General features: G+C 68.2%; 20 protein-coding genes. 9 read left to right on the forward strand and 11 right to left on the reverse strand.

What is annotated here, in order from left to right; genetic code table 11:
• The first annotated feature begins 310 nt into the window (after positions 1–310).
• The gene (locus tag DES47_RS24345; protein ID WP_133703374.1) at positions 311–733 is read left to right on the forward strand and encodes a DUF6265 family protein; all 423 of its coding nucleotides are present in this window, start codon (positions 311–313) and stop codon (positions 731–733) included.
• A gap of 8 nt (positions 734–741) precedes the next feature.
• Here DES47_RS24345 and DES47_RS24350 read toward each other — a convergent pair whose 3' ends face one another.
• Positions 742–3,414: a helix-turn-helix transcriptional regulator gene (locus tag DES47_RS24350; RefSeq protein ID WP_133703375.1), complete on the reverse strand. Its 2,673-nt coding sequence runs from the start codon at positions 3,412–3,414 to the stop codon at positions 742–744.
• Between the two features lie 177 nt (positions 3,415–3,591).
• Between DES47_RS24350 and DES47_RS24355 the strand changes: the two genes are divergently transcribed.
• The 6 genes from DES47_RS24355 (at position 3,592) to DES47_RS24380 (ending at position 11,957) form a co-directional block, all read left to right on the forward strand.
• Complete coding sequence (locus DES47_RS24355) at positions 3,592–5,724, forward strand: TonB-dependent receptor (RefSeq protein ID WP_166652149.1); 2,133 nt, start codon at positions 3,592–3,594, stop codon at positions 5,722–5,724.
• An 11-nt stretch (positions 5,725–5,735) separates the two neighbouring features.
• Positions 5,736–7,295, forward strand: coding sequence for a hydantoinase/oxoprolinase N-terminal domain-containing protein (locus DES47_RS24360; protein WP_133703377.1), 1,560 nt, complete (start codon positions 5,736–5,738; stop codon positions 7,293–7,295).
• The gene (locus tag DES47_RS24365; RefSeq protein ID WP_133703378.1) at positions 7,292–8,377 is read left to right on the forward strand and encodes a DUF917 domain-containing protein; all 1,086 of its coding nucleotides are present in this window, start codon (positions 7,292–7,294) and stop codon (positions 8,375–8,377) included. The genes DES47_RS24360 and DES47_RS24365 overlap by 4 nt, the downstream gene beginning before the upstream one ends.
• Before the next feature lie 3 nt (positions 8,378–8,380).
• Entirely contained in the window at positions 8,381–9,631 is a 1,251-nt protein-coding gene (locus tag DES47_RS24370) for a cytosine permease (protein ID WP_133703379.1), read from the forward strand.
• 71 nt (positions 9,632–9,702) lie between these two features.
• Positions 9,703–11,097 (forward strand): class II fumarate hydratase, encoded by a 1,395-nt coding sequence (gene fumC, locus DES47_RS24375; RefSeq protein ID WP_133703380.1) that lies wholly within the window; start codon positions 9,703–9,705, stop codon positions 11,095–11,097.
• 230 nt (positions 11,098–11,327) lie between these two features.
• Entirely contained in the window at positions 11,328–11,957 is a 630-nt protein-coding gene (locus DES47_RS24380; protein ID WP_133703381.1) for a protein phosphatase CheZ, read from the forward strand.
• Here the strand turns inward: DES47_RS24380 and cphA are convergent.
• Both cphA and DES47_RS24390 read right to left on the reverse strand, forming a co-directional pair.
• The gene (gene cphA, locus DES47_RS24385; protein ID WP_133703382.1) at positions 11,954–14,521 is read right to left on the reverse strand and encodes a cyanophycin synthetase; all 2,568 of its coding nucleotides are present in this window, start codon (positions 14,519–14,521) and stop codon (positions 11,954–11,956) included. The two genes, DES47_RS24380 and cphA, sit on opposite strands and share 4 nt — an antisense overlap.
• A gap of 43 nt (positions 14,522–14,564) precedes the next feature.
• Positions 14,565–16,787, reverse strand: a complete 2,223-nt coding sequence (locus DES47_RS24390) for a cyanophycin synthetase (protein ID WP_133703383.1) — start codon at positions 16,785–16,787, stop codon at positions 14,565–14,567.
• Positions 16,788–16,935: 148 nt separating this feature from the next.
• On the opposite strand from DES47_RS24390, the gene DES47_RS24395 reads away from it, so the two are divergent.
• Both DES47_RS24395 and DES47_RS24400 read left to right on the forward strand, forming a co-directional pair.
• A complete protein-coding gene (locus tag DES47_RS24395) occupies positions 16,936–19,236 on the forward strand; it encodes a cyanophycin metabolism-associated ABC transporter (RefSeq protein ID WP_133703384.1) in 2,301 nt (766 codons plus the stop codon).
• A complete protein-coding gene (locus DES47_RS24400) occupies positions 19,236–19,703 on the forward strand; it encodes a cyanophycin metabolism-associated DUF1854 family protein (RefSeq protein ID WP_133703385.1) in 468 nt (155 codons plus the stop codon). Before DES47_RS24395 ends, DES47_RS24400 begins: the two co-directional genes overlap by 1 nt.
• 76 nt (positions 19,704–19,779) lie before the next feature.
• On the opposite strand, the gene soxA is transcribed toward DES47_RS24400, so the two are convergent.
• The 8 genes from soxA to DES47_RS24440 all read right to left on the reverse strand — a co-directional run bounded on the left by soxA (position 19,780) and on the right by DES47_RS24440 (position 25,912).
• Positions 19,780–20,535, reverse strand: a complete 756-nt coding sequence (soxA, locus tag DES47_RS24405; protein ID WP_133703386.1) for a sulfur oxidation c-type cytochrome SoxA — start codon at positions 20,533–20,535, stop codon at positions 19,780–19,782.
• A complete protein-coding gene (gene soxZ, locus DES47_RS24410; RefSeq protein ID WP_133703387.1) occupies positions 20,532–20,852 on the reverse strand; it encodes a thiosulfate oxidation carrier complex protein SoxZ in 321 nt (106 codons plus the stop codon). Before soxZ ends, soxA begins: the two co-directional genes overlap by 4 nt.
• A gap of 2 nt (positions 20,853–20,854) precedes the next feature.
• Entirely contained in the window at positions 20,855–21,304 is a 450-nt protein-coding gene (locus DES47_RS24415) for a SoxY-related AACIE arm protein (RefSeq protein WP_133703388.1), read from the reverse strand.
• Between the two features lie 4 nt (positions 21,305–21,308).
• Positions 21,309–21,656 carry a sulfur oxidation c-type cytochrome SoxX gene (gene soxX / locus DES47_RS24420; protein ID WP_243748447.1) on the reverse strand — a complete coding sequence of 116 codons (348 nt, stop codon included), beginning with the start codon at positions 21,654–21,656 and terminating at the stop codon, positions 21,309–21,311.
• 70 nt (positions 21,657–21,726) lie between these two features.
• Entirely contained in the window at positions 21,727–23,901 is a 2,175-nt protein-coding gene (locus DES47_RS24425; RefSeq protein WP_133703390.1) for a xanthine dehydrogenase family protein molybdopterin-binding subunit, read from the reverse strand.
• Positions 23,898–24,353, reverse strand: coding sequence for a (2Fe-2S)-binding protein (locus DES47_RS24430; RefSeq protein WP_133703391.1), 456 nt, complete (start codon positions 24,351–24,353; stop codon positions 23,898–23,900). Before DES47_RS24430 ends, DES47_RS24425 begins: the two co-directional genes overlap by 4 nt.
• A 105-nt stretch (positions 24,354–24,458) precedes the next feature.
• A complete protein-coding gene (locus DES47_RS24435) occupies positions 24,459–25,637 on the reverse strand; it encodes an aromatic ring-hydroxylating dioxygenase subunit alpha (protein WP_133703392.1) in 1,179 nt (392 codons plus the stop codon).
• The gene (locus DES47_RS24440; protein WP_133703393.1) at positions 25,637–25,912 is read right to left on the reverse strand and encodes a 2Fe-2S iron-sulfur cluster-binding protein; all 276 of its coding nucleotides are present in this window, start codon (positions 25,910–25,912) and stop codon (positions 25,637–25,639) included. Before DES47_RS24440 ends, DES47_RS24435 begins: the two co-directional genes overlap by 1 nt.
• Between the last annotated feature and the right edge of the window lie 61 nt (positions 25,913–25,973).

Here is a 25,973-nt window from a genome sequence, read left to right on the forward strand (position 1 = left end):
TGATGCCCGCAGCAGCCGGCACGCCCTCGCCCCTGCTGTCACGAATGCGCCCACTCGCCAACCGCAGAGTTCGCTCCGTGGTCTGGGTCGGAGGCCACCAGCGCATCCGCAGAGGGGGTGGGGGGCCGGCCACGGCGGGCATAAAGAAGCTGGAGGTCGGGCCGAAGGGACCGGCCCAAGCTTCAGCCCGTCGTGGCCGGCCTCCCGCCCCCTCTGTCGCGCCAACAACGCAAGGCGCCAAGCACCGACACTCAGTGGCGATTCGATCCGTTTCGCTTCAGTTGTCGCCGCAGTTGTGGTGGTATTCGCCTTGCCGGCTGAAGCCCAACAGACCGAACTTGCCTCACTCTCCTGGCTCAGCGGCTGCTGGGCCTCCGAGGGCGGCGAGCCTGGCTCGGTCGAGCACTGGTTGCCGCCCGCCGGGGGGACGATGCTGGGACTGAGCCGCACGGTCAAGAAGGGCAAGACCGTCGCGCATGAGTTCATGCAGATACGTGCCAGTGCCGAGGGCAGGTTGGTCTATATCGCCCTGCCGTCGGGTCAGAAGGAAACCACCTTCACGCTGGACAGCGCGGCCGAGGGTGAGGTCACCTTCGAGAACCCGCAGCATGACTTTCCGCAGCGGGTGATCTACCGGCTGCTTCCCGACGATCGCCTTGCGGCCCGCATCGAGGGCATGAGGAATGGCCAGCTGCGCGGCATCGACTTTGCTATGAAGAAGATGCCCTGCTGAAGCGGGCTTCAAGGCATCAAGGCCCGCCGCCTCGCTTCCAGGATCGCGTCCTCGCGGGTGCGCACACCCAGTTTGGAGAAGATCGCCTTCAGGTGGTGCTTGACGGTTTCGGGCGACAGCAGCAGGTTCTTGGCGATCAGCTTGGTCGTGTGGTCCTTGGCCAGCTCGCACAGCACATCGACCTCGCGTGGCGTCAGCGGGCTGGCCGCCGCGCCCAGCGCACGGGTGCGGAAGCGCTGCTCCCAGGTTCGCACCAGCGTCTGCGCCCACTGCACCTCGGGCACATGGCCTGCGGCCGGCGTGCCGGAGAGCCAGACGCGCACCTGGGCGATCAGCTCGGCGCCGAAGTCCAGGCAGGGCTGGACGGCGCCACTGCGTGCGGCCAGGGCCAGCGCCTGCAACAGCGCGCGCTGCGCGCCGGCAGCGTCACCCAGCAATTCGCGCGCGCGGGCGGCCATCAGGTGGGCGCACAGCTCGGACAGTCGATGGCCGGAGCGCCGGGCCGAAGCCAGCAGCGCCGCAGCAACCCCATTGGCCGCCGTCGCATCACCCAGCCCCATCTGCACAAAGAAGCTGGCCCGCGCCAGCGCCTCGACCGAGATCCAGGGCAGGGCGAAGGGCTCCTGGGCCAGGACCCACAGCTCGTCGAGCTTGACCCGTTCCGCAAGGGCCTGGGCACCGGCCACATCGCCCAGCCGTGCCAGCAGCTCCACCTGCGCGGCCCCGGCCAGCACCTCCAGATGCGGCAGGTTCTCCTCGAAGGCGAGGTGACGGGCGCTCTCCAGCAGCTCCATCGCACGATCGGCATGGCCCAAGGCGAACTCGCACAGCGCGGTCTCCACATGGCCGGCATGCAGCACCTCCAGCAGCCGTGTCGGCTCCCAGGGCGCCATCGCCGAGAAATGCTCCAGCGCCGCCTCGGTCTCGCCGCGCAGCCGGGCGATATGGCCCAGGAGGCTGCTGACCAGCCGGCTCAGCGAGCCCTGGCGAAAGTTGAGGAAGTTGGCGTCCTGCTGCAGCGACTGGCGAATGTCACGCTCGGCCTGCTCCAGGTCGCCGCGGGCCAGCGCGCTGCGGGCGTGATAGGTCCAGATCCAGGGGCTGTTGTAGGTGTAGGCGCCGCTGGCGAACACCTCCTCGACCTCGCGTATGCGGCGCTCGCAGCGCTCGACCGGGCCGTAGCGGTGCAGGAAGAAGATCTCGATCGGCACCGTGCAGCCCAGTGGCCGCTGGTCCTGGCCGGCATGGTTGCGCGCCAGCTGCCGCGCCTGCTCCAGCACCGACCAGGGCGAGAAGCGCAGATGGTGCTCGGCCGGGTTCATCTGCATCATGCAGCGCGAGACCTCGAGGTCGAAGCGGGCCGGATCATCGGGGCCGGTGTCGGCCTCACGGATCTGTTGCTCCAGCCGCTCGAACTCCAGTGCCGCGCTGGCCGGATCGGCCTCCAGCACCTGCTGCACCAGCTGCAGCAGGCGCAGGCGAGGGCGCTTGCGTATCGTCGCCTCGGGCAGCTGCTGCAGTAACAGGCGCGAGCGGACGGCGCCCTCGTTGGCAACGAGCAGAAAGCCCCCCGCCTCCTCGATCAGGTCGGCGCCCATGTCCAGCCGCCCGCCGGCCACTGCATGGGCCACCGCCTCGTGCAGCTGGCCGCGCTCGGCCAGGTGCCGCGCGGCGCGCAGATGCTGGCCGGCCATGCGGCCCGGTGCGCTCAGCTCGGCGGCATCGACCAGATAGTCGCGCAGCAGCGGATGCAAGCGAGCCGACCAGGGGGTCTCCTCGACCACGGCAATCGGCTTGATGCGCGCCAGCTGCTGTATCAGGGCCAGCCCGTCATCGCGGCCGCGCAGCGCGTTGGCGCTGGCCACGTCGACCGTGTCCAGCACCGCCACATCGCCGAGGAACTCGAGCATCGCCGGCGGCAAGGTCGCCAGCACCTCCTCGGCCAGATAGTCGAAGATCTGGCGGCGCGGGATCTTGGCACGGGCGTCCACCGTCCAGTCGGTGGTGGAAGCGCCTCCGCTGGCGCGCAGCCGGGCCAGTTGCAGCGCGAACGGCCAGCCGTCGGCATAGGCGGCCACCTGCTGTGCGGCGGCCTCGGGCAAGGCGTCGCCCAGCAGCAGCACCGACTCGTCGCGGGTGAAGCGCAGCAGCTCGGCATCGACCAGACGCACCTTGCCGGCCAGCTGCAACCGGGTCAGGTGTTGATGGGGGGCCTCGCGGCTGGCCAGCACGATGCCCACATTGGGCGGCGCGGCCAGGGCCATTTCCTCGACGATGTCGTCCACGGCGACGCTGGACGCGCATTCGTAGTCGTCGATGCAGATCAAGAGTGGCTCGCGCAGCTCGGCCAGGCGGAGTGCCGGCGGCGAAGCCTGGGTCGTGCCGCGGTCCAAGGTGCAGCGGCCCAGCGCGGCCAGCAGGTTCTCGGCGAACAGCGCCGGGTCCTTGTCGCGCTCATCACAGTTCAGCCAGGCCACCTGCGCGCCTTCGCGGCGCTTCTGCTCGGCCAGCTGGGCCAGCACGGTGGTCTTGCCAAAGCCGGCCGGGGCACTGAGCAGGGTCAGCCGCGCCGAGCTGGGCGCGGCGGCCAGCAGTCGATCCATCACGCGCTGGCGCCACAGGGCCTCGTCGACATGCACGATGGGCTCGAAGCGCAGGGCGGGGTCGGCGGACAGGGTCATGACGGTTGATTGTGCATGGCACCCCCATGGGCCGACGTGCGAATAGCGGCCGGGTTTGCCCCATCCCCCGTTTTTGCCGCCCGTGCCCCCCGCCGTTTGCGTTGCGGCTGTGAGGGCGGTCGCCGAGACTTGATCCATCCCAAAGCCACTCCCTCACACTCTCCAAAGGACTCTCGCATGAAGCACGCGACGCAAGCCCGCCACCGGCTCACGCCGGTCACCCTGGCCGCGCTGACCCTGGCCAGCACGGCCGCCTGGAGCCAGAGCAGCGAGCCGCCGGCCGCTGCCGACCCCGCCAAGCTGGAGACCGTGGTCGTCAGTGCGCAGCGCCGGCTCGAACGCCTTCAGGATGTGCCCGCAGCGGTGAAGGCCTTCTCGTCCAAGCAGATCGAGAACATGGGCATCAGCAGCACGCAGGACTTCGTGAACCTGACGCCGAATATGTCCTTCGACAACTCGTTCACCTACGGCAACTCCTTTGTCGTGCTGCGCGGCGTGACCCAGATCAACAATGCCGACTCGCCGGTGGCTGTGGTGGTGGATGGCGTGCCGCAGAACAACCAGAAGCAGCTGAAGATGAATCTGTTCGACGTCGAACGGATCGAGGTGCTGAAGGGCCCGCAGGGCGCGCTGTACGGCCGCAACGCGATCGGCGGGGCGATCAATATCGAGACCAAGGCGCCCGGCAACAAGCTGGAGGGCTTTGTCGGCCTGGAGCTGGGCAACGGCGGCGCGCGTGAGCTGTCGGGTGGTGTCAGCGGCGCGCTGGTGCCGGACACGGCGATGTTCCGCGTCGTCGCGCAGACCAAGAGCACGGACGGCCTGATCACCAACACCTTCAGCGGCGCCAAGGTCGATGCCGTCGATCACGACAACTCGCTGCGCGCCAAGCTCTTGCTGAAGGCCGGCACCGGCCTTCAGGTCGATCTGCGCGCCAACGTGATCGACTACAGCGCCGGCGCCACCTGGGACAGCATCGTCACGGGCAGCAATCCGGCCACCATACTGGCACCGCGCTCCAACATCCTGGGCACCACCGAGGGCCATACCGATGACTTCAGCGCCAAGGTCCAGTACGAGCTGAATGTCGGCACCTTGACGGCCATCACCGGCTACACCAAGCTGACCGAGCGCTACCGCGGTGATGTCGATTTCTCCAACCCGACCGACTCGCCCGGCGGCTTTCTGGGCCTGGGCTTCCAGGCCGGTCAGGGCCAGAACCTGGGTGTGCGCATGGCCAGCCAGGAGCTGCGCCTGACCTCGCCGGACGACCAGGCCGTGCGCTGGATTGGCGGCGTCTACTATCTGGACACCAAGCGCGATCTGGAGACACGCGCCTTCGTCGATGTCGACGGCTCGACCGGCCAGTGGGACGAGGCCGGCAAGACCATCGTCCACCTGCAGGAGTCCAACCACAACCGCGCCTCGGCCCTGTTCGGCCAGGTCGATGTGGACCTCAGCAAGCAACTGACCCTGTCCAGCGCGCTGCGCTACGACCGCGACCAGCGGGAGCAGACAAATGTGCTCAACGGCGCCGTGCGCTCGGCCAGCTACTCGAAGTGGCAGCCCAAGTTCACCCTGACACAGAAGTTCAGCCGCGACACCTTGGCCTATGCGACCCTGAGCACGGGCTTTCGCTCCGGCGGCTTCAATGCGCCGGGCATCCCGGACTTCAAGGCCGAGACCCTGAGCAATGCCGAGATTGGCGCCAAGACCATACTGATGGACGGCCGGCTGCTGTTCAACGCCGCCGTGTTCTTCTCCCGCTCCAAGGACTTCCAGTTCTTCAAGGTGGACATCGCCACCGGCTCTCAGGTCATCACCAATATCGACTCGGTGGCGCTGAAGGGCCTGGATCTGGACTTCCGCTTCCTGCCGATGAAGGGCCTGGAGTTCGACGGGGGTCTGGGTATTACCGACAGCAGCATCCGCCGCAGCACGGCCGAGCCAGGCACGGTGGGCAACCACACGCCGAAGACGGTGCCTTTCAAGATCAACTTCGGCGCGCAATGGACGCAGCCGCTGGGCAATGGCATGGAAGGCCTGCTGCGCGCCGACTACGAGCACCGCGACAAGAAGTACTGGCACCCGGACAACGTGGCGGTTTCGCCGGCACTGGACCTGCTGGGCCTGCGCATAGGCGTGCGCGATGCCAGGGACCGCTGGTCGGTGACGCTGGTCGGCCGCAATCTGGGCAACAAGCGCTACTACGCCGACTACAACTCATCCCGCTACAGCGGACTGCCCTATGACATAGGCTCGCTGGCCACCGGCCGCACGGTCGGGCTCGAAGCCAAGTTCCGGTTGTAAGGGGGAGCGTGATGATTCGAGTGGGAATTGACGTCGGTGGCACCAACACCGACGCCGTGGTGATGCGCGGCCGCGAGGTGCTGTTCGGGCTGAAGACTGCGACCACCGCCGATGTGATGAGCGGTGTGGTCAATGCCTTGAAGGAGGTCGTGGCCGGCGCCGCGATCGAGCGCTCCAGCATCGGCGCGGTGATGATAGGCACGACGCACTTCACCAATGCCTTGATCGAGCGCAGACGGCTCGCGCCGGTGGGCATGATCCGCCTGGGTCTGCCCGCTACCAGCGGCCTGCCGCCTACCTCGGCCTGGCCCGAGGACATGCTGGCAGCAGTCGCCATGCACTGGCGTCTGGCCCAGGGCGGCTACGAGTTCGATGGCCGCGAGCTGGGCACCTTGCAGCCTGAGCAGATCCGTGGCTTTGCGACCGAGTTCGCGGCCCTGGGCCTTTGCGATGTGGCCATCTCCGGCGCGTTCTCGTTCATCAACGATGCTCAGGAGCACCTCGCCGCCAGTCTGGTGCGCGAGGTGATGCCCGACGCGCGCATCACGCTGTCGTCGCAGATCGGCCGCATCGGCCTGCTGGAGCGAGAGAACGCGGCCATCCTGAACGCCTGCCTCGGGCCGCTGGGCCTGGACGTGGTGGCCGCCTTCGAGCAGGCCTTGACGGACAGCGGCATCAGCGCGCCGTTCTACCTGACGCAGAACGACGGCACCTTGATGAGCGCCGAGCAGGCGGCGCGCTTTCCCATCCTGACGGTGGCCTCGGGCCCGACCAACTCGATGCGCGGCGCGGCCTTTCTGTCGGGGCTGAGTGACGCCATCGTCGTCGACATCGGCGGCACGACCTCGGATGTCGGCGTGCTGCAGGCCGGCTTTCCGCGCCAGGCCGGCATCGCGGTCGAGGTCGGCGGCGTGCGCACCAATTTCCGCATGCCCGACGTCTACAGCATAGGCCTGGGTGGCGGGTCCCTGGTCAATGCCGACATGACGACGCTGGGCCCGCGCAGCGTCGGCTACAACATCCACACCGAGGCCCTGGTGTTCGGTGGCCGCACCCTGACGGCCACCGACATCGCCGTGGCGGCCGGTGTGGCCACCCTGGGCGATGCGGCCAAGGTGGCCCATCTGCCAACCGAGGCGGTACAGCGCTGCCACGCCCGGCTGCAGCAAATGGTGTTTGATGCGGTCGAGCGCATGCGCACCTCGGCGACGGTGCTGCCCGTGGTGGTGGTGGGTGGCGGCAGCATCCTGCTGCGCGAGCGCGTCGGCGATGCGGCTGTGACGATACCCCCGCATTTCGGCGTGGCCAATGCGGTCGGCGCTGCGATGGCCCAGGTCAGCGGCGAGATCGACCGCGTCGTGCGCCTTGAAGGCCTGACCCGCGAGCAGGCGATTGCCCAGGTGCGCGCCGATGCTGAACATAAGGCGGTGCAGGCCGGCGCCAACCCGCAAACCCTGACCCTGCTCGACGTCGAGGACGTGCCGCTGGCCTATATCGGTGGCAACTCCACCCGCATCCGCGTGCGCGTGATCGGCGACCTGTTTGACCCTGCGACTGGAACTGCGGCATGACACTGATAGAAGCAACAGACATGGAGGCCATCGCCATCGGCGGTGCGGTCTACGGCACCGGTGGCGGCGGCGACCCCTATCTCGGCAAGCTGCTGGCGCAGCGCGCGATCCGCGAGCACGGCCCCGTGCGGCTGATCGACATCGACGAGCTCGATGACGACGACCTGATCGTGCCGGTGGCCATGGCCGGCGCGCCGGCCGTGATGCTGGAGAAGCTGCCCGAGATCGGCCCGATGATGGCCGCGCTGCGCAGCCTCGAAGCGCTGCTGGGAAAGAAGGCTAAGGCCGTGATGTCTATCGAGGTCGGCGGCTTGAACTCGACGATACCGTTCAGCATCGCCAGCGCCACCGGTCTGCCCCTGGTCGATGGCGACACGATGGGCCGCGCCTTCCCCGAGATCCAGATGACGCTGTGCACCCTGCAGGGTATCGCGGCCAGTCCGCTGGCCCTGGCCGACGAGAAGGGCAATGCGCTGACGATGAACACGATCAGCAACGCCTTCACCGAGCGCTTTGTGCGCAGCATCACGATGGACATGGGCGGCTCCTGCTGCATGGCCATCTACCCTATGACGGTGGCCCAGGCGCGCAAGGCGATGGTGCGCGGCTCGATCACGATGACGCAGCGGGCCGGCCAGGCGCTGTTCGATGCCCGCGCCCGCCACCTCGACCCGGTGGCCGAGCTGGTGCGCGTGACCGAGGGCTTCTGCCTGTTCAAGGGCAAGCTCGCCGATGTGCAGCGCACTACGGACGGTCGCTTCGGCCGCGGCGTGGCCCAGCTGCAGGGCCTGGACGACTACGCCGGCCAGCGTCTGCAGCTGCTGTTCCAGAACGAGTTCCTGATGGCCCGCACCCTTGATGCCGTGCTGTGCACGACGCCGGATCTGATCGTGCTGGTCGATCTGGAGACCGGCGAACCGATCACCGCGGAGCAGGCCCGCTTCGGCCTGCGCGCCGCGGTGCTGGGCCTGCCCTGCGTGCCGGCCTGGCGCACGCCGGAGGCGATTGCCCTGGTCGGGCCACGCTACTTCGGCTATGACCACGACTACAAGCCGGTGGAGCAGACGGTGATGGACCGCTGAGCCATGCAGATCATCGCTACCACCTCCCCCCGTGTCGGCGCCTGGCGCATCGTGCTGATACTGCTGGCGGTGATGATCGCGCTGCCGGCCTTCGTGATGGGCGCCGAGCTGAGCCATGCGCTGGGGGCCGTCGGCGCGATCCGGGCCAGCCTTGCCGGCGCGGCCATCCTGGCGCTGATCTCGGCCATGACGGGTGCTGCCGGCGCGCACACGCGCAAGACCACCTACGAGCTGATCACCGATGCCTTCGGCCCGCAGGGCGCACGGCTCGCCAATGGCGTGCTGGGCCTGAGCCTGCTCGGCTGGTATGGCGTTGTGGCAATGATGTTCGGCCATGCGCTGGCCTCGGTCAGCCCGGCCCTGGCCAGCACGCCGTTGTGGCTGCTGGCGCTGGGCGGCTGCGTGTTGACGACGGTGACGACGATGGTCGGCTTTCGTGCGCTCGATCTGCTGTCCGCCGTGACCACGCCGCTGAAGTTGCTGCTGCTGGTCTGGACCTTTGTCGCCGCGCTGCGCGGCGGGCTGGATCCGGTCTGGGCCTTTGTGCCCGCCGGCGTAATGCCGCTGGGTCTTGGCGTGTCCATGGTCGCGGGCGGCCTGATGGTCGGTGCCGTGCTGTCGCCCGACATCTGCCGCTTCGCCAGGTCACCGGGCCATGCCGCCCTGGCCTGTGCGCTGGCCTATGGCCTGGGCTTTCCGCTGGTGCTGATGCTGGCCGGCTTCCCCAGCCTGGCCAGTGGTGACAAGGACCTGGTGCGCATCATGCTGGCCCTCGGCCTGGGCGTGCCGGCCCTGCTGATCGTCGCACTGACGGCCTGGTCCACCAACAGCTTCAACCTCTATGCCGCCACCCTGGTCGGCAGCACCCTGAGGCCGCGCCAACCGCCCTGGCAGCTGACCCTGATCGCCGGTGCCGCCGGCACGGTGCTGGGGCTGGCGGGCATCAGCGACATGCTGGTGCCCTATCTGCTGTGGCTGGGCGTGTGCATACCGCCGATTGCAGGCATCTACCTGGTCAACGTCGTACTCGCGCCGCGTGGCTCGCAGACGGCATCGAACTGGCGCGCCGATGCGCTGATCGCCTGGGCTCTGGGCAGCGGCTGGGCGGCCCTGGCGCCGCGCTGGGGCCTGGCCTTGACGCCGGTGCCGGCACTGGACTCGATTGCCGTGGCCGCGCTGAGCTACGCGCTGCTGCGCAGGCTGTCGTCGCCACACCAGGGCGTGATGCCGGCGGGGACCGACCCAGCAGGCTGAATGTCCTCCCTGGCTCTGTGTGCATGGAGATATGGGATACAAGACGGACGTGCCAGCCAAGAGAGCCTCCCATGACCCAGCCCACCCGCACCGAAAAAGACTCGATGGGGCCGATCGAGGTCGATGCCCGCCGCCTGTGGGGCGCGCAGACCCAGCGCAGCCTCCTGTACTTCGCCATCTCGGACGAGCGCATGCCGCTGGCCGTGATCGAGGCCCTGGTGCTGGTCAAGCGCCTGGCGGCCGGGGTGAATGCCGAGCTGGGCCTGCTGGATGCGGCCAAGGCCGGGGCAATACAGCGGGCCGCCGACGAGGTGCTGGCGGGCGGCCATCGCGAGGAGTTTCCGCTCTCGCTGTGGCAGACCGGCTCGGGCACGCAGAGCAATATGAATGTCAACGAGGTGCTGGCCAATCGCGCCTCGGAGCTGCTGGGCGGTGAGCGCGGCTCGGCCCGTCTGGTGCACCCCAACGATGACGTGAACCTGGGGCAGTCGTCCAACGATGTGTTCCCGACCGCGATGCACATCGCCGCCGCGCGGGCCGTGCAGCAGCGCCTGCGCCCGGCGCTGCTGCAGCTGCTGCAGACCATGGATGCCAAGGCCGCCGAGTTTGCCGCTATCGTCAAGCTCGGGCGCACCCATTTGCAGGACGCCACGCCGCTGACCCTGGGCCAGGAGTTCTCCGGCTACGCAGCCCAGCTGCGCCATGCCGATGCGGCGCTGCAGGCCAGCGCGGCCGGGCTGTACGAGCTGGCCATTGGTGGCACGGCGGTAGGCACGGGCCTGAACACCGACGCCCGCTTTGGCGGATTGATGGCCGGGGCGATTGCCGAGGCGACCGAGCTGCCCTTCGTCACCGCCCGCAACAAGTTCGCCGCCCTTGCCGGCCATGAGCCGCTGGTGTTTGCCCATGGCGCACTGAAGACCTTGGCGGTGGCGCTGACCAAGATTGCCAATGACATACGCTGGCTGGCCTCGGGCCCGCGTTCGGGCCTTGGCGAGCTGCAGATTCCCGAGAACGAGCCGGGCAGCTCCATCATGCCGGGCAAGGTCAACCCGACCCAGGCCGAGGCGCTGACCATGCTTTGCGCCCAGGTGCTGGGCAATGACGTGGCCATCGGCCTCGGCGGTGCCTCGGGGCATTTCGAGTTGAATGTCTACAAGCCGCTGCTGATACACAACTTCCTGCAGAGCGCACGCCTGCTGGCCGATGGCTGCCTCAGCTTCGAGGCCCACTGCCTGCGTGGCCTGCAGGCCAACGAAGCGCGCATTGCGGCCCTGGTGCAGGGCTCGCTGATGCTGGTGACGGCGCTGGCGCCGCACATCGGCTACGAACGTGCGGCCAAGATCGCCCAGCGGGCCCACCAGGACGGCAGCAGCCTGCGCGAGGCGGCGCTGCGGCTGGGCTATGTCAGTGGCAGCGATTTCGATGTCTGGGTGCAGGCGGCGCGCATGACCGGGCCGGGCTGACACCCGTTCGGGCGATGGCCGCCGGAGGCTGTCAACATCAAATGGCATGCACCTGTGCAGTTGGCAGCGAAGCGCCGAGCTTTGTCACTTTGGGTACGGGAAAGCCCTCTATGATGGCAGTCAATCAGGTCTGAGCGGGGTTGGCGGCGTGGTCTGCCGGTACCGGAATGCTCGGGCCGAAGCGGCGCTGCTGCGCCACCCCATCGCACTAGAAAGGCCAGGGTTTCACTATGTCCTCCCCGAACGAAGCGGCCATGATTCAGCCGGACACCCGTGCGCGCCTGGGCAGCATTGCCCGCGAACTGCACGAGGGCCTGCGCACGCTGGGCGCCGACACCGAGCTGCACCGTGTCATGCAGGAGATCCCGAACGCGCGCGAGCGGCTCGACCATGTGTCTCGGATGACCGAGAACGCGGCCAACAAGGTGCTGAGCCTAGTCGAGTCGGCCAAGCCCGAGTTCGACAGCGTCACCAGCCGCGGCCGCGAGCTGTCAGAGGCGTTGGCGCGGTTGTCCACCTCGCCCGACATCAGCGTCGAGCGTGCCCGGGCGATGATGAAGCTGTGCGGTGACTACCTGAGCAAGTCCTCCGACTTCATGGAGAAGCAGAACTCGGTACTGACCCAGATCATGATGGCCCAGGACTTCCAGGACCTGTCCGGCCAGGTGATCAAGAAGGTCATAGACATCATCACCCGCACCGAAGAACAGCTGGTGATGGTGCTGGTGGACACCGCCCCCGAGAAGATAGAAGTCAAGGCCGAGGCCGGCAGCACCGAAGACCTGCAAGGTCCTCAGGTGCCGGACAAGGCGCTGAAGCAGGACGATGTGGACGACCTGCTTGCCTCTCTCGGCTTTTAGCCTTCCTGCACCCTCTTGGCCAGATGCGCCAAGGCTTCCTCCACCTGATCCACCAGTATCAGGCACAGCTCGCCCGGCTGCAGCCGTGACAGCGCGGTGTCGATGGCGATGAACTCGCCGCGGATCTCGTCGATCCGGCTGGTGCGTGTGGCGCCCTCCAGGCCCCTGCGCAGCAGGGCGACGACCTCGCCGTCTTCACGGCCACGCTGACAGGCGTCCTCGAACAGAATCACAGAGTCGAAGGCGCCGCCGAGTATCACGGTCTGCTCGGTGATGTCCTCGTCGCGGCGGTCACCGGCGCCGCTGATCACCACCGAGCGGCGCGTGGCCGGCATGGCCTGCACGGCGCCGACCAGGGCGCGCATCGCATCGGCGTTGTGGCCGTAGTCGGCGATCACTGTGGCGCCGCGGTAGTCCATCACATTGAAGCGGCCCGGCGCGTTGTCGGCGTCGGTGACGAAGCTGGACAGGCCGCGGCGCACCGCATCCCAGTTCAGGCCCGCGCCCCAGGCGGCGGCCATGGCCGCCATCACGTTCTCGACCTGGAAGCCGATGCTGCCGTTGCGGGTGATCGGGATGTCACGCAGGTTGACGCTCTCGCGCCAGGCGCCCTGGGCGGCGATCAGGCAGTCGCCCTCGACATAGACGATGCGCTTGCCCTGGGCGCGGTGCGTGGCCATCACCGGATGGTGGCGATCGGCGGCGAAATAGATGATCTCGCCGGGGCAGACCGAGGCCATGGCAGCAACGATAGGGTCGGCGGCATTGAGCACGGCATAGCCGCTGGGGGCGACGTTCTGCACGATCACGCGCTTGAGCAGTGCCAGCTCCTCGACCGTGTTGATGTAGTTCATGCCCAGATGGTCGCCGGCGCCCAGATTGGTGACCACGGCCACCTGGCAGCGGTCGAAGCCCAGGCCTTCGCGCAGGATGCCGCCGCGGGCGGTCTCGAACACCGCCGCATCCACATCGGGGTGCATCAGCACATTGCGGGCGCTCTTCGGGCCAGAGCAGTCACCGCTGTCGATCTGCCGGCCATCGACATAGACGCCGTCGGTATTGGTCATGCCCACGCGCAGGCCGCTGGTGGCGAACAGGTGCGCGATGACCCGCGACACCGTCGTCTTGCCGTTGGTGCCGGTGACCGCCACGACCGGAATGCGGCCATCGTCGCCATAGCCGTAGAGATTGCCGACCATGGCCTCGCCGACGTGGCGCGGCTTGCCATAGGACGGGCTCAGGTGCATGCGCAGGCCCGGCGCGGCATTGACCTCTACGATGCCGCCCGCCTGTTCCTCCAGCGGCATCAGCACGCTTTCGCAGACCACGTCAACGCCGCAGATATGAAGACCTACCATGCGCGCCGCCGCCACGGCGCTGGCCGCGACCTCGGGGTGCACGTCATCGGTCACGTCGGTGGCGGTGCCGCCGGTGCTCAGGTTCGCGTTGTTGCGCAAAATCACGCGCCGGCCCTTGTCGGGCACCGACTCAGGCACCAGCCCCTGCAGACCCAGCCGCGCCACGGCGATATCGTCGAAACGGATCTTGGTCAGCGAGGTGGCGTGGCCGCTGCCGCGCTTGGGGTCGCTGTTGACGATGTCCACCAGCTCGCGCACCGAGTGCTTGCCGTCGCCGATCACATGGGGAGGGTCACGCCTCGCCGCGGCCACGAGGCGCTCGCCGACCACCAGCAGGCGGAAGTCGTTGCCCGGCAGGTATTTTTCGACCATCACCTCGCCGATCTCCTCGGCGGCCTTGTAGGCCACCTCCAGATGCTCACGGCTGGCGACATTGACGGTCACGCCCTTGCCCTGGTTGCCGTCCTGGGGCTTGAGCACCACCGGCAAGCCGATCTGCTGTGCCAAGGCCCAGGCGTCATCGACGCTGGAGACCGGCCGACCATGGGGCACGGGCACACCGGCGGCGTGCAGCAGCTTCTTGGTCAGGTCCTTGTCCTGGGCGATCGATTCGGCCACGGCGCTGGTGGTGTCCATCTCGGCGGCCTGGATGCGGCGCTGGCGCGAGCCCCAGCCGAACTGCACCAGCGACCCCTGCGTCAGCCGGCGGAACGGGATGCCCCGGACCACGGCCGCCTCGACGATGGAGCCGGTGCTGGGGCCCATGCGCACGTCTTCATCCAGTTCGCGCAGCTGGGCCACGGCGGCGGCACCATCGAAGGGCTCATCGCCCAGCACGGCGTTGACCAGGCCGATGGCCAGATCGAAGGCCAGGCGGCCGACGTCTTCCTCGCTGTACTCGACCACGACCTGGTAGATGCCGGGTTCGGAGGTGATGTTGGTGCGGCTGAAGGTGACCGGGCAACCGGCCTGGGCCTGCAGAGCCAGGGCCGCGGCCTCCAGCACATGGGCGATCGAGATCGGGCCTTGATGTCCGACCGGCTCGAGCGCGCCTATGGCCGGAAAGCGCGCGCGCACAGCCGATTCGAAATTGGCCAGATCGGCCATGCTGCGTTCGGCCGCCGGGCAGTTGACCACCGCTTCGATGGCGGTGTGGCGGCTCCAGAGATTCGGGCCGCGCAGGGCGCGTATGCGTGAAACTTCCATCGCTAGTTCTTTCTGCTTTTCGCTGTGCAAGCGGGGAGGACGCTCAGTGCGCCTTGGCCGGGCTGATCTGGGTGCCGCGCGGGGCCTGCATATCGGGGTCGAAGGTCTCGATGCCGGCGGTGATCAGATCGGCCGACAGGCCCATGCCCCAGGCGGCGGCAATCGCGGCCAGCAGGGTGTCGGCCGAGTCGGCCCGGGTGTGCGCCAGCCAGGGCGTGATGTCGCCCAGCTCGTCCAGGGTTTCGAGATTGCCGCCGGTGGCCAGCGCCACGCGGCCCTGGTGCAGGAACACCGCGCGCCGGCCGGCCGCCGCATGGGCCTGCAGAGTCGTGTCGTTGCCGTCCAGGCCGTAGAAGATGACCTCGCCGTCGCTCAGCTCGGCCATGTCCACCAGCAGCGGATCGTTCACGTTCAACACCGTCGCGCCATAGGACAGCACCACATCGACCTGGGTGCGCATGACCTTGTACATCTGGTCGTCTTCGAGCACGTCGAATTCGGCCAGATCGGCCGAACGGGCCAGATCGGTGACCACGCCGACCTGGCAGCGGTCATAGACAAGGCCGTCTCGCAGAATCGTCTTGGCGCCGTTCTCGAACACCGCGGCTTCGACGGCGCGGTTCATCAGCAGGCGGTGGCCGGGCTCCCAGTGGGCGCAGTCACCACGCTCGAGCAGGCGGCGGTCCAGAAACAGGCCGTCGCGGCAGGCCAGGCCGACCTTGGGGCCACTGAGGTGCAGGAGCCAGGCGACCAGGCGGGCGATGGTGTGCGTGCCGCGGCTGCCGGCCACGCCGACGATGGGAATGCGGCCGTACTTTTCTCCCGTCTCGGCCTCTGGAAACAGGTGATCGACGATGGCCCGGCCCACGGGGCGCGGCATGCCCTCGGCGGGCTTCAGATGCATCAGCAGGCCGGGTCCGGCATTGACCTCGACGACCGCGCCACCCTGCTGCTGCAAAGGCTTGGAGATGTCCTCGGCGACGACATCGACACCGGCAATGTCCAGGCCGACCACACGGGCGGCCAGCGACACCACATGGGCTACCTCCGGGTGCACTTCATCGGTGCAGTCGATGGCCACGTTGCCGTTGCGCTGTATCAGCACCTGGCGCCCTGCGGCAGGGATGTCGGTCGGCTTGAGCCCCTGGCGCTGCAGGTCCAGCAGCACGGCGCCGTCGCTGTCGGCGTAGATGCGGCCCAGCGGGAAGTCCTCGGTGGTGCCGCGTCGCGGGTCGTTGTTGATCTGGTGGTCGACCAGCTCGACCACGTTCGAGTGGCCGTCGCCGGTGACCCAGGCGGTTTCGCCGCGTGCCGCGGCCACCACCTTGCCGCCCACCACCAGCAGCCGGTGCTCATGGCCGCGCACATAGCGCTCGACCATGACCTCGCTGCCATGGCGTGCGGCCAGCTCGAAGGCGGCCTCGATATCGGTGCGCTCGCGCAGGTCCAGGGTCACGCCGCGGCCATGGTTGCCATCGGTGGGCTTGACGACCACCGGCAGACCGATGTCCTCGGCCGCGGCCCAGGCGGCGGCCTTGTCGGCGACGACTATGCCCTCGGGCACCGGCACGCCGCAGGCCTTCAGCAGGCTCTTGGTCAGGTCCTTCTCGCTGGCAATGCCCTCGGCGATGGCACTGGTCAGGTCGGTCTCCGCCGTCCAGATGCGGCGCTGGCGGGCGCCATGGCCCAGCTGCACCAGATTGCCGTCGTTCAGGCGGATGTGCGGAATGCGCCGGTCGGTGGCGGCGGCAACGATGCAGGCCGTCGATGGGCCCAGATAGCAGTCGTCCACCTTGTCGCGCACCTTGGCCACGGCGCCCGGCACATCGAAGCTGTCGCCGTTGATGGCAGCCATCAGCAGTGCGTGGCCCTGCTCCAGCGCGGTGCGGGCGACCTGTTCGTCACGGGCGCGGAACACCATGCGGTAGATGCCATGCTGGCTGGTCGAGCGGGTCTGGCCGAAGCCGGTGGGCATGCCGGCCAGATTCAAGAGCTCGATCACCACATGTTCCAAAGTGTGTCCGGACCAGGTGCCCTCGATCAGGCGCTGCAGGAAACCACCGCGCTCGCCGACGCCGCAATGGTGTTCGGCCAGTGCCGGCAGCAGGGTGGTGATGCGCTCGGTGAAGCCCGGCAGCAGATTGGACGGAAAGTGCTCCAGCTCGCCCAGGTCCAGCCAGACTTCCAGCACCGGGCGGTAGGTCCAGACATTGGGGCCCCGCAGATAGTTGATGCGCAGCAGCTTGATGTCGTCGTGTCGGTTCATGTTTGCGAGGTGGTGCGAGCCGTGGAGTTCGGGGGAGGCTGGGCTCAATTGTGCGCCCGGAGTGGCAAATATTGCAGCGTCGAGGCTGGTTGGCGCCGTGCTTCGGCGAGAATCCGGTTCGGAGTCCCGCCCAGGGCAATCAAAGAAAATGCAATCTCACCCCCCCGTCACGGTCACTGATCCTAGCGCCGACAGCGCCTTGCAGGCACGGCTTGCGCCCGACGAGAACGTCGTCGCCAGCCTGGACGTTGACCTGGATGCCCGGCTGCGCTATGGCCGGGGCCAGCTGCTGCTGACCAATCAGCGACTTTTGTCACGCGAAAGCGCGCAGGGCCCCTGGTCCGAGTGGCCGCTGCACCCGGGCTTGAGCCTGCGCCATGCCGATCATGGCGGGGTGGGCAGCATCGAGCTGCATGACGCCAACCAGCGGCTGGCCCTGTGGCGCTTCACGCTGGGCGCCAATGTGCTGGCACTGCGCTGGACGACGGCCTTCGAGCAGCAGCAGCTGCGCTTGCAGGCCGGTGGGGCGATCGTGTCGGCCGCCGACGAACTGCTGCTGTGCCCCTCCTGCAAGGCCCCGCTGCCGCCCGACAGCGAGGAATGCCCCAGCTGCGCGCGCGAGCTGCACACACCGCCGTCCACCTGGGTGCTGCTGCGCCTGTGGCGTTTTGCCAAGCCCTATCAGGGTCAGTTGCTGCTGGGCTTTCTGCTGATGCTGGGCTCGACCGGGGCGACCCTGGTGGCGCCCTACCTGACCATGCCCATCATGGACAAGGTGCTGATTCCGTTCCAGAGCGGCCAGCGCATCGACCCGATGCTGGTCACCCTCTATCTCAGCGGCCTGTTCGGCGCGGCCCTGGTGTCCTGGCTGCTGGGCTGGGCCAAGACCTATATCCTGGCCCTGGTGTCCGAGCGTATCGCCGCCGACCTGCGCACCGCCACCTTCGAGCATCTGCTGCAACTGTCACTCGACTATTTCGGCGGCAAGCGCACCGGCGACCTGATGAGCCGTATCGGCTCCGAGACCGACCGGCTCAGCGTTTTCCTGTCCCTGCATGCGCTGGACTTCATCACCGACGTGCTGATGCTGCTGATGACGGCCGCCATCCTGTTCTCCATCAACCCCTGGCTGGCCCTGGCCACCCTGGTGCCGCTGCCCTTCATCGCCTGGATGATCCATCTGGTGCGCGACCGGCTGCGCACCGGCTTCGAGAAGATAGACCGCGTCTGGGGCGAGGTCACCTCGGTGCTGGCCGATACCATTCCCGGCATACGCGTCGTCAAGGCCTTTGCCCAGGAGAAGCGCGAGGCGCAGCGCTTCCGCGATGCCAACAAGCACAATCTGGACGTCAACGACAAGCTCAACAAGACCTGGAGCCTGTTCACCCCCACCGTCTCGCTGCTGACCGAGATGGGCCTGCTGGTGGTCTGGGCCTTCGGCATCTACCTGGTCGCCGATGGCGACATCACCGTCGGCGTGCTGACCGCCTTCATCGCCTACATCGGCCGCTTCTACGGCCGCATGGACTCGATGAGCCGCATCGTCTCGGTGACGCAGAAGGCCGCCGCCGGTGCCAAGCGCATCTTCGACATCCTCGACCACCACTCGAACGTGCCCGACCCGGTCAACCCGCTGCCCCTGCCCAAGGTCGAGGGCGGCATCCAGATCCAGGACATCGGCTTCCGCTACGGCAACCGCGCGGTGATACGTGGCCTGAGCCTGGATATCAAGCCGGGCGAGATGATAGGCCTGGTGGGCCACAGCGGCTCGGGCAAGAGCACCCTGGTGAACCTGATCTGCCGCTTCTACGACGTGACCGAGGGTGCTATCAAGGTCGATGGCGTCGACCTGCGCCGTATCGGCCTGGCTGACTTCCGTCGCCATATCGGCCTGGTGCTGCAGGAGCCCTTCCTGTTCTTCGGCACGATCGCCGAGAACATCGCCTACGGCAAGCCCGATGCCACGCGTGCCGAGATCGTGGCGGCTGCACGGGCCGCCCATGCGCATGAGTTCATCCTGCGTCTGCCGCAGGGCTATGACTCGCTGGTCGGCGAGCGGGGTCAGGGCTTGTCGGGGGGCGAGCGCCAGCGCATCTCGATTGCCCGCGCGCTGTTGATCGATCCGCGCATCCTGATACTCGACGAGGCCACCTCGTCGGTCGACACCGAGACCGAGAAGGAAATCCAGAAGGCGCTGGACAATCTGGTCCAGGGCCGCACGACGATTGCCATCGCCCACCGCTTGTCGACCCTGCGCAAGGCCGACCGCCTGGTGGTGATGGACCGCGGCCAGGTGGTCGAGGTCGGCCCGCACGAGGAACTGATGGCCAAGCAGGGGGCCTACTGGCGCCTGTACGAGGCCCAGCTGCGCCGGGTGGACAGCGATGGCGATGAGGACGCGGCGGGGCCGCTGCCCACCGCGCCCGCCCATTCGGCGGCGAAGGACTGATGGACATGGACTTCGAACTCGAACGCAACAGCTTCGGTCGCCTGGTGTTGATCGACGCCGCCGGCCAGCGCCACGAGGGCGTGGTGCCGGTGCGCGCCTTTCCGATCGCCGCACCCGACGAGGGCCTTTCCTTGATCAGCGCCGATGGCCGGGAGCTGGCCTGGATAGCGCGGCTGGCCGAGTTGCCCGCCGCGGCGCGCACGCTGCTCGATGAGGAGCTGGCCCAGCGCGAGTTCGTGCCGGTGGTCAGGCGCATCCAGAGCGTTTCCACCTTCTCGACACCCAGCATCTGGCAGGTCGAAACCGACCGCGGCGAGACCCAGTTCGTGCTCAAGGCCGAGGAGGACATCCGCCGCCTGGAGGGCCCGGATCTGCTGATCACCGACAGCCATGGCATCCAGTTCCTGGTGCGGGATCGCTGGGCGCTGGACAAGGCGTCGCGGCGGCTGCTCGAACGATTCCTGTGACCTTGCGGGTTTGACGGCGGTCCCGCATTGCACCCGGGGTATTTGTAGCCCGGATGCAATCCGGGTCAATCAAGCATCAAGGCCGCACCCCCGGCGCCTCCCAGGCCATTCCCGCGGCGCGCTGCTTCAGATAGAGCTCCAGCGCCAGCAGGTCCTGTGAGTCGTAGGCCGGGGCTTGCGCCCGCACGCCGGTCATGCAGTTGCGCACCCGCCGCTGCAGCGAGCCCAGGCCCTGCCATTCGAGCCGGTACAGCGGATAGGCTGTCGGATGGCCCTGCGGAATCACGCTGCCGGCCAGACGCCCGCCCGCCAGGCCGTCATGGCATTGGGCGCAGGACAGGTTCAGCTGGCCGATGCGCTGGGTGAACAGGGCCAGTCCTTGCTCGCGCAGAGGCTGCAACTCCGGCGCCTTGGACGGTGCTATGGGCATGCCGCGCGACTGCACGGCCACATAGGCCTCCAGGCCCAGCAACTGGGCGTGTTCGGCCGGCCAGGCATCCGCCTGCTGGTGCTGCGTGCGGCATTGCTGGATGCGCTGGCCGAGGTTCAGCGCACGGCTCAGGGCCGCGTCCCAGACGGGGTAGCGTGCCGCCACGCCACGCATCGTGCTGACCTCGCCGTGGCAGCTGACGCAGGCCTTGTTGCTGCGGCCGGCGGCGGTGGTCCACAGCGCCTCGCCATCCTTGACCCACAGCCAGGCCGGATTCAGGCCATCGTCGCGCTGCATCGCCTGGGTGGCCGGGCTCATGTCGGCAAAGCCCGAGCGGCGGGTGTCGGGCTGCGCCTGCGCGGCCAGCGCGCACAGCAGCAACGCTCCGAGCGGCAGCCTCATGTCACCGTCAGCGTCCGGGTCTCGCGCTGCACAAAGCCGTTGTCGCCTTCCCAGACAAAGTCCAGCGGGCCGGACTCGGTGGCGCGGACGAAGAACACCAGCAGCGGATTGGCCGAGATGGCCGCAAACAGCTCGGCGCCGCACACCAGCTCGCCGCGGTAGTGGCAGCTGAAGCGGCGTATCAGATCGGCGGGCAGGCGCTGGCCCTGGTCATCATTGCGGTAGCCGGTCTCCATCGTGTGGGCGATCAGGCAGCGCACCTCTACGATGTCGCCGCGGCGGGCGCGTTCGGGCAGGGTGATCACGGTGCGGGCCATGGTCAAGCCTCGATGCAGGCGGCCAGCGTCACGATCACATCGACGCGATGCTGCCACCAGCTGCCATCGCCCAGCTGGGCCAAGGCCAGCACCTGCTGCGAAGTGGCCAGGCGGATGCGCGTGTCCACCCGCGCGCGGCCGGCGGCGGGGCCGAGCTGGAACACCGCCACCTCGGGCCGCGGGTTGCGCTCGGTGAACAGCGCGATGCGGCGCACGTGATCGCTGGCGGTCATGGGGCTGTCCACCGTCACCGTCACCGGCACCGCATTGCCGTTTTCCACCAGCTCGGACAGGTCGAGCTTGACCTTGCCGGTCTGCGGCCGTGAGCCACCGGTCAGCTCGCGCACGGCGGCCGCCATCGCCTCGGGTGTGGCGCTGGCGGGGCGCACCCACAGAGCCAGGCCCAGACCGGTGGTGTGCAGCATCCAGCGACGGCGATCGGCGGGCTTCATGTCATCACTCCCGCAGCGTCTGCAGATAGGCCACCACGTCCTCGACCTGCTGGGCCGTGAAGACCGTCTTGCCCTGCCATTGCGGCGCGACCCGGTTCAGGCCCTCGCTGCGGTAGTAGGCCGGCATGATGCTGTCAGGCCGCAGGCGCTGGCTGTCGATCAGGCGCAGGCGCAGCTGGCCGGCGCTCAGCCGCCGTCCGACGCCGGCCAGATCGGGCGCCAGATTGCCCTGGAAGCGCTCCTCGGCGATCGGCGCGGGGTGGCACAGCAGGCACAGGCCCTGTTGGCGGCTGGCGACGATGGCGCGGCCGCGGGCGGCATCGCCGGGAGCTGCCGCCAGCGGTTCTGGCATCGCGTCGTTCATCGCATGCGTGGTCGGCGCCATGGCCAGCAAGATCCAGGCGAGCCGGCGCCACACGGCATCAGCCCTTCTTCACCAGGCTCTGGTCCTTCAGCGGCAGATCGCGGATGCGCACCCCGGTGGCGGCAAAGATCGCATTCAGCACCGCCGGTGCGGCCACCGCGATCGTCGGCTCGCCGACACCGCCCCAGAAGCCGCCCGAAGGCATGACGATGGTCTCGACCTTGGGCATATGCTCCATCTGCATCACCGGATAGGTGCCGAAGTTGTCCTGCTCGATGCGGCCGTCCTTGACCGTGCAGGCGCCGAACAGCGCCGCCGACAGGCCATAGACGAACGACCCCTCGACCTGCGCCTCGATCTGCTGCGGATTGACTGCATGGCCGGAGTCGGTGGCGGCGACGATGCGGTGTATCTTCAGCTTGCCATTGGTCACCGACACCTCGGCGCAGGCCGCCACATAGCTGCCGAAGCCCATGATCTGGGCCAGGCCCAAGGCATGGCCCCTGGGCAGCGGCTTGCCCCAGCCGGCGCGCGTGGCCACGGCGTTGAGCACGGCCAGGTGCTTGGGGTTCTCGGCCAGCATCGCGCGGCGGAACTCCAGCGCATCCTTCTTCGCGGCCAGGGCCACCTCGTCGAGAAAGCACTCCAGATAGATGGCGTTCTGGTTCAGATTGACGCCGCGCCAGAAGCCCGGCGGCACGTGCGGGTTGCGCATCGCATGGTCGATCAGCAGGTTCGGAATCCGGTAGCCCAGCCGGCCCTCGGCGCCTTCGGCCGTGAGGCCCTGAAACACCACCGGGTCCTTGCCGTCCTTGATGTTCTGCGGAAAGATGCCGGCGATGATGGACTGGCCCGAGATGCGCATATGCAGCGCACTCAGATTGCCCGCGTCGTCCAGCGCGGCGCGCAGCTTGCACTGTGTGACGGGATGGTAGCGGCCGTGCAGCATGTCTTCCTCGCGCGACCAGATCAGCTTGACCGGCGTGCCGGGCAGCTCCTTGGCGATGGCCACCGCCTGGCGCACCCAGTCGTGCACCGCACCGCGCCGGCCGAAGCCGCCGCCCAGATGCAGCTTGTAGACCTCGCATTTGGCCGGCGGCAGGCCCGAGGCCTCCGCGGTCGCGGCCAGCGCCGCATCGCCGTTCTGCGTCGGGGTCCAGACCTCGCAGCGCTCGGGCGTCCAGCGCGCGGTGGCGTTCATGGTCTCCATCGTCGCGTGGTTCTGGAAGGGGTAGCTGTAGACCGCCTCGACCACGCGCTTTGCACTGGCCAGGGCGGCCTTGGCGTCGCCGCTGCTGGTGCCCACCGCGGCATCGGGCGCGTCGAGACCGGCCTTCAGCATCGCCGCGATGCTGGCGCTGCTGACCTTGGCGTGCTCGCCCTCGTCCCAGACGATGGGCAGGGCGTCCAGCGCGGTCTTGGCGCGCCACCAGGTGTCGGCCACCACGGCCACGGCGCTGTCACCCACGCGCAACACCTTCTTGATGCCTGGCCGCTGCAACACGGCCGTCGCGTCGAAGCTCTTGAGCTTGCCGCCGAACACCGGGCAGTCCTTGATGGCGGCGTTGAGCATGCCGGGCATGGTCAAGTCCATGCCGAAGATCTGGGCGCCGTTGAGCTTGTCCTTGGTGTCCAGGCGCTTTACCGGCTTGCCGGCGACGCGCCAGTCCTTGGGGTCTTTCAGGGTCACCGTGGCCGGCACCGGCAGCTGGGCCGCGGCGGCGGCCAACTGGCCGTAGCTGGCGCTGCGCCCGCTGGCCTGATGGGTCACACGGCTGCTGGCCGCCGTGCATTCGCTGGCCGGTACACCCCAGCCGTTGGCGGCGGCCTGCACCAGCAGCATGCGGGCCTTGGCCCCGCCCTCACGCACGTACTGGTGGGACTCGCGAATGCCGCGGCTGCCGCCGGTCGAAAAGCTGCCCCAGACGCGCTGGCGGGCCAGGTTCTGGCCGGGCGTCGGGTACTCGGTGGTGACCCTGGCCCAGTCGCATTCCAGCTCCTCGGCCACCAACTGGGCCAGGCCGGTCAGGGTGCCCTGGCCCATCTCGGAGCGGGCAATGCGTACCACCACCGTGTCATCGGGTTTGATGACCACCCAGGCGTTGATCTCATCCGGCCTGGCCGCCGCCCCCTGGGCCAGGGCCGAGGGGATGTGGAAGCCGATCACCAGGCTGCCGGCAGTGGCGGCGCTGCTGGCCAGAAATCCGCGGCGTGAAACAGCTGCGCCGCTCATGATTGCACCCCCGCCGCCTGCTTGATCGCGGCGCGCACCCGGTTATAGGTGCCGCAGCGGCAGATATTGCTCATCGCCGCGTCGATGTCGGCATCGGTGGGCTTGGGTTTGGCCTTGATCAGCGCCACCGCCGCCATGATCATGCCGCTCTGGCAGAAGCCGCATTGCGGCACATCCAGTGCCGCCCAGGCCTTCTGTATCGGGTGCGAGCTGTCGGGCGACAGGCCCTCGATGGTGATGATCCTCTGCGTCGGCGTCACCGTGGACGCTGGCCGCACGCAGCTGCGTGTGGGCACGCCATCGATGTGCACGGTGCAGGCACCGCATTGGGCGATGCCGCAGCCGTATTTGGTGCCCGTCAGCCCCAGCTGCTCGCGCAGCACCCACAGCAGCGGTGTGTCGGGCTCGGCCTCGAACTCACGCACCTGACCATTCACCATCAGCTTGCTCATCAGCACTCTCCACCGGTTGGGATCGTGGGCGCAGCGTAGCAGCGAGCGGCCGGCAATGCTAGGCGTTCCGCACCTTGGCGCTTGGTCCTGTGCGCAGTGCGTTTGTTACAGATCCAGGAAGTTACCCGCCAGAGAGCGCAGCCACTGCTGACCCTCGCTGCGGGTGACCCCGGCCGGATCCCCGCCCTGCTGCAGCAGGGCCAGCTGCCTAACCAGGAAGCGCCGCAGCATGGCCACGCCGCGATCGCTGCTGGCCAGATGCTCCTCGGAGTGCAGTGTGATGGGGCCCTGGCCGACCTGGGCCTCATAGTCGCCCGGGAAGGCCTGGTGCTCGGCCTCGCTGAGCTCCTGCCAGGCCTTGCCGTTGAGCCTGGCGCGCAGCTTGCCTAAGGCGCCGGGCTCGCTGACGCGGCCGGCCGAGTAGATGCGGAAGTGGGTGTCGTCCATCGGCAGCACCCAGCCAATCATCGTGCAGGGCCCGTAGTGCTCGACCCGCGGGCTGGCGACCACGCGCAGGGTCGGCGCCATCGTCTCGGTGATGCGGCGGTGCACCTGGCCATTTTCCAGCCGGCGCAGCTGGGTGCTGCGCACGCCGAGTTCGTGGTATTCGAACGTCACCTCGGGCATCAGCCCCATCTGCGGCACGAACTGCGGGCCGCTGAACGAGCCATGCAGTATCGGCACGTGGAAGGGGTCCATCACGTTCTCGAAATGCTGCAGCCAGTTGCAGGGCACGATGGCCGGACCGCCGCTGCCAATGCTCTGATCGTCGGCCTCGATCAACTCGCCGGGCTGCAGGTTCTCTTCCAGCAGTCCATGGCGGGGCAGCAGCGGCTGCCGGTCCAGCGGGCCCAGATAGGCGAAGACCAGGCCGTAGCGCTCCTCCACCGGATACCAGGGCTGGCGCACCGACTCGTGCGTGGTGCCGGCGGGCTCGCAGGGGCGGTCCAGGCAGTGGCCCTGCACATCGAACAGCCAGCCGTGATAGCAGCAGCGTATGCCTTGTGCCTCGCCACGGCCATAGAACAGCGAGGCACCGCGGTGGGCGCAACGGGCATGCAGCAGGCCGGCGCGGCCCGCGCCGTCGCGAAACAGCACCAGGTCTTCGCCAAGCACGCGCACCGCCTTGGGCGTGGCCGTGGCGTCGCTGCTCAGGCCCACCGGGTGCCAGTAGCGGCGCAGCAGTTCGCCCATGGCCGTGCCGCGGCCGACACGGGTCAGATCGTCGCGGCTGCTTGGGGCGGGGAGGTCGTAGGCGCTGCGGATAGGAATGGTGGTCGTCATCAGAGGTCCAGGGTCAGGCTGGGGGTGCTTGCGCGCGAGCAGCACAGCATCATGGTCAGGCCGGCGGCGCGCTCGTCGGCGCTGAGGAGCTGGTCGCGATGGTCGGGCACGCCATCGAGCACGACGGTCTCGCAGGTGCCGCAGATGCCCATGCGGCAGGAGTGGGGCACGTCGATGCCGGCCTCCAGCAATGCGTCCAGCAGGCTTTGCGTGGCCGCAACCTCAATGCTGCGCCGGCTGTGCGCCAGGTGCAGGACCAGGGGGGTGTTGTTCATGGTGGTGGCTTCCTTGGTCTGTAATTGACTTTGACAACCATGAACATATAAACAAATTGCG

The organism is Roseateles toxinivorans, from assembly GCF_004362525.1.
Lineage (GTDB): Bacteria > Pseudomonadota > Gammaproteobacteria > Burkholderiales > Burkholderiaceae_C > Paucibacter > Paucibacter toxinivorans.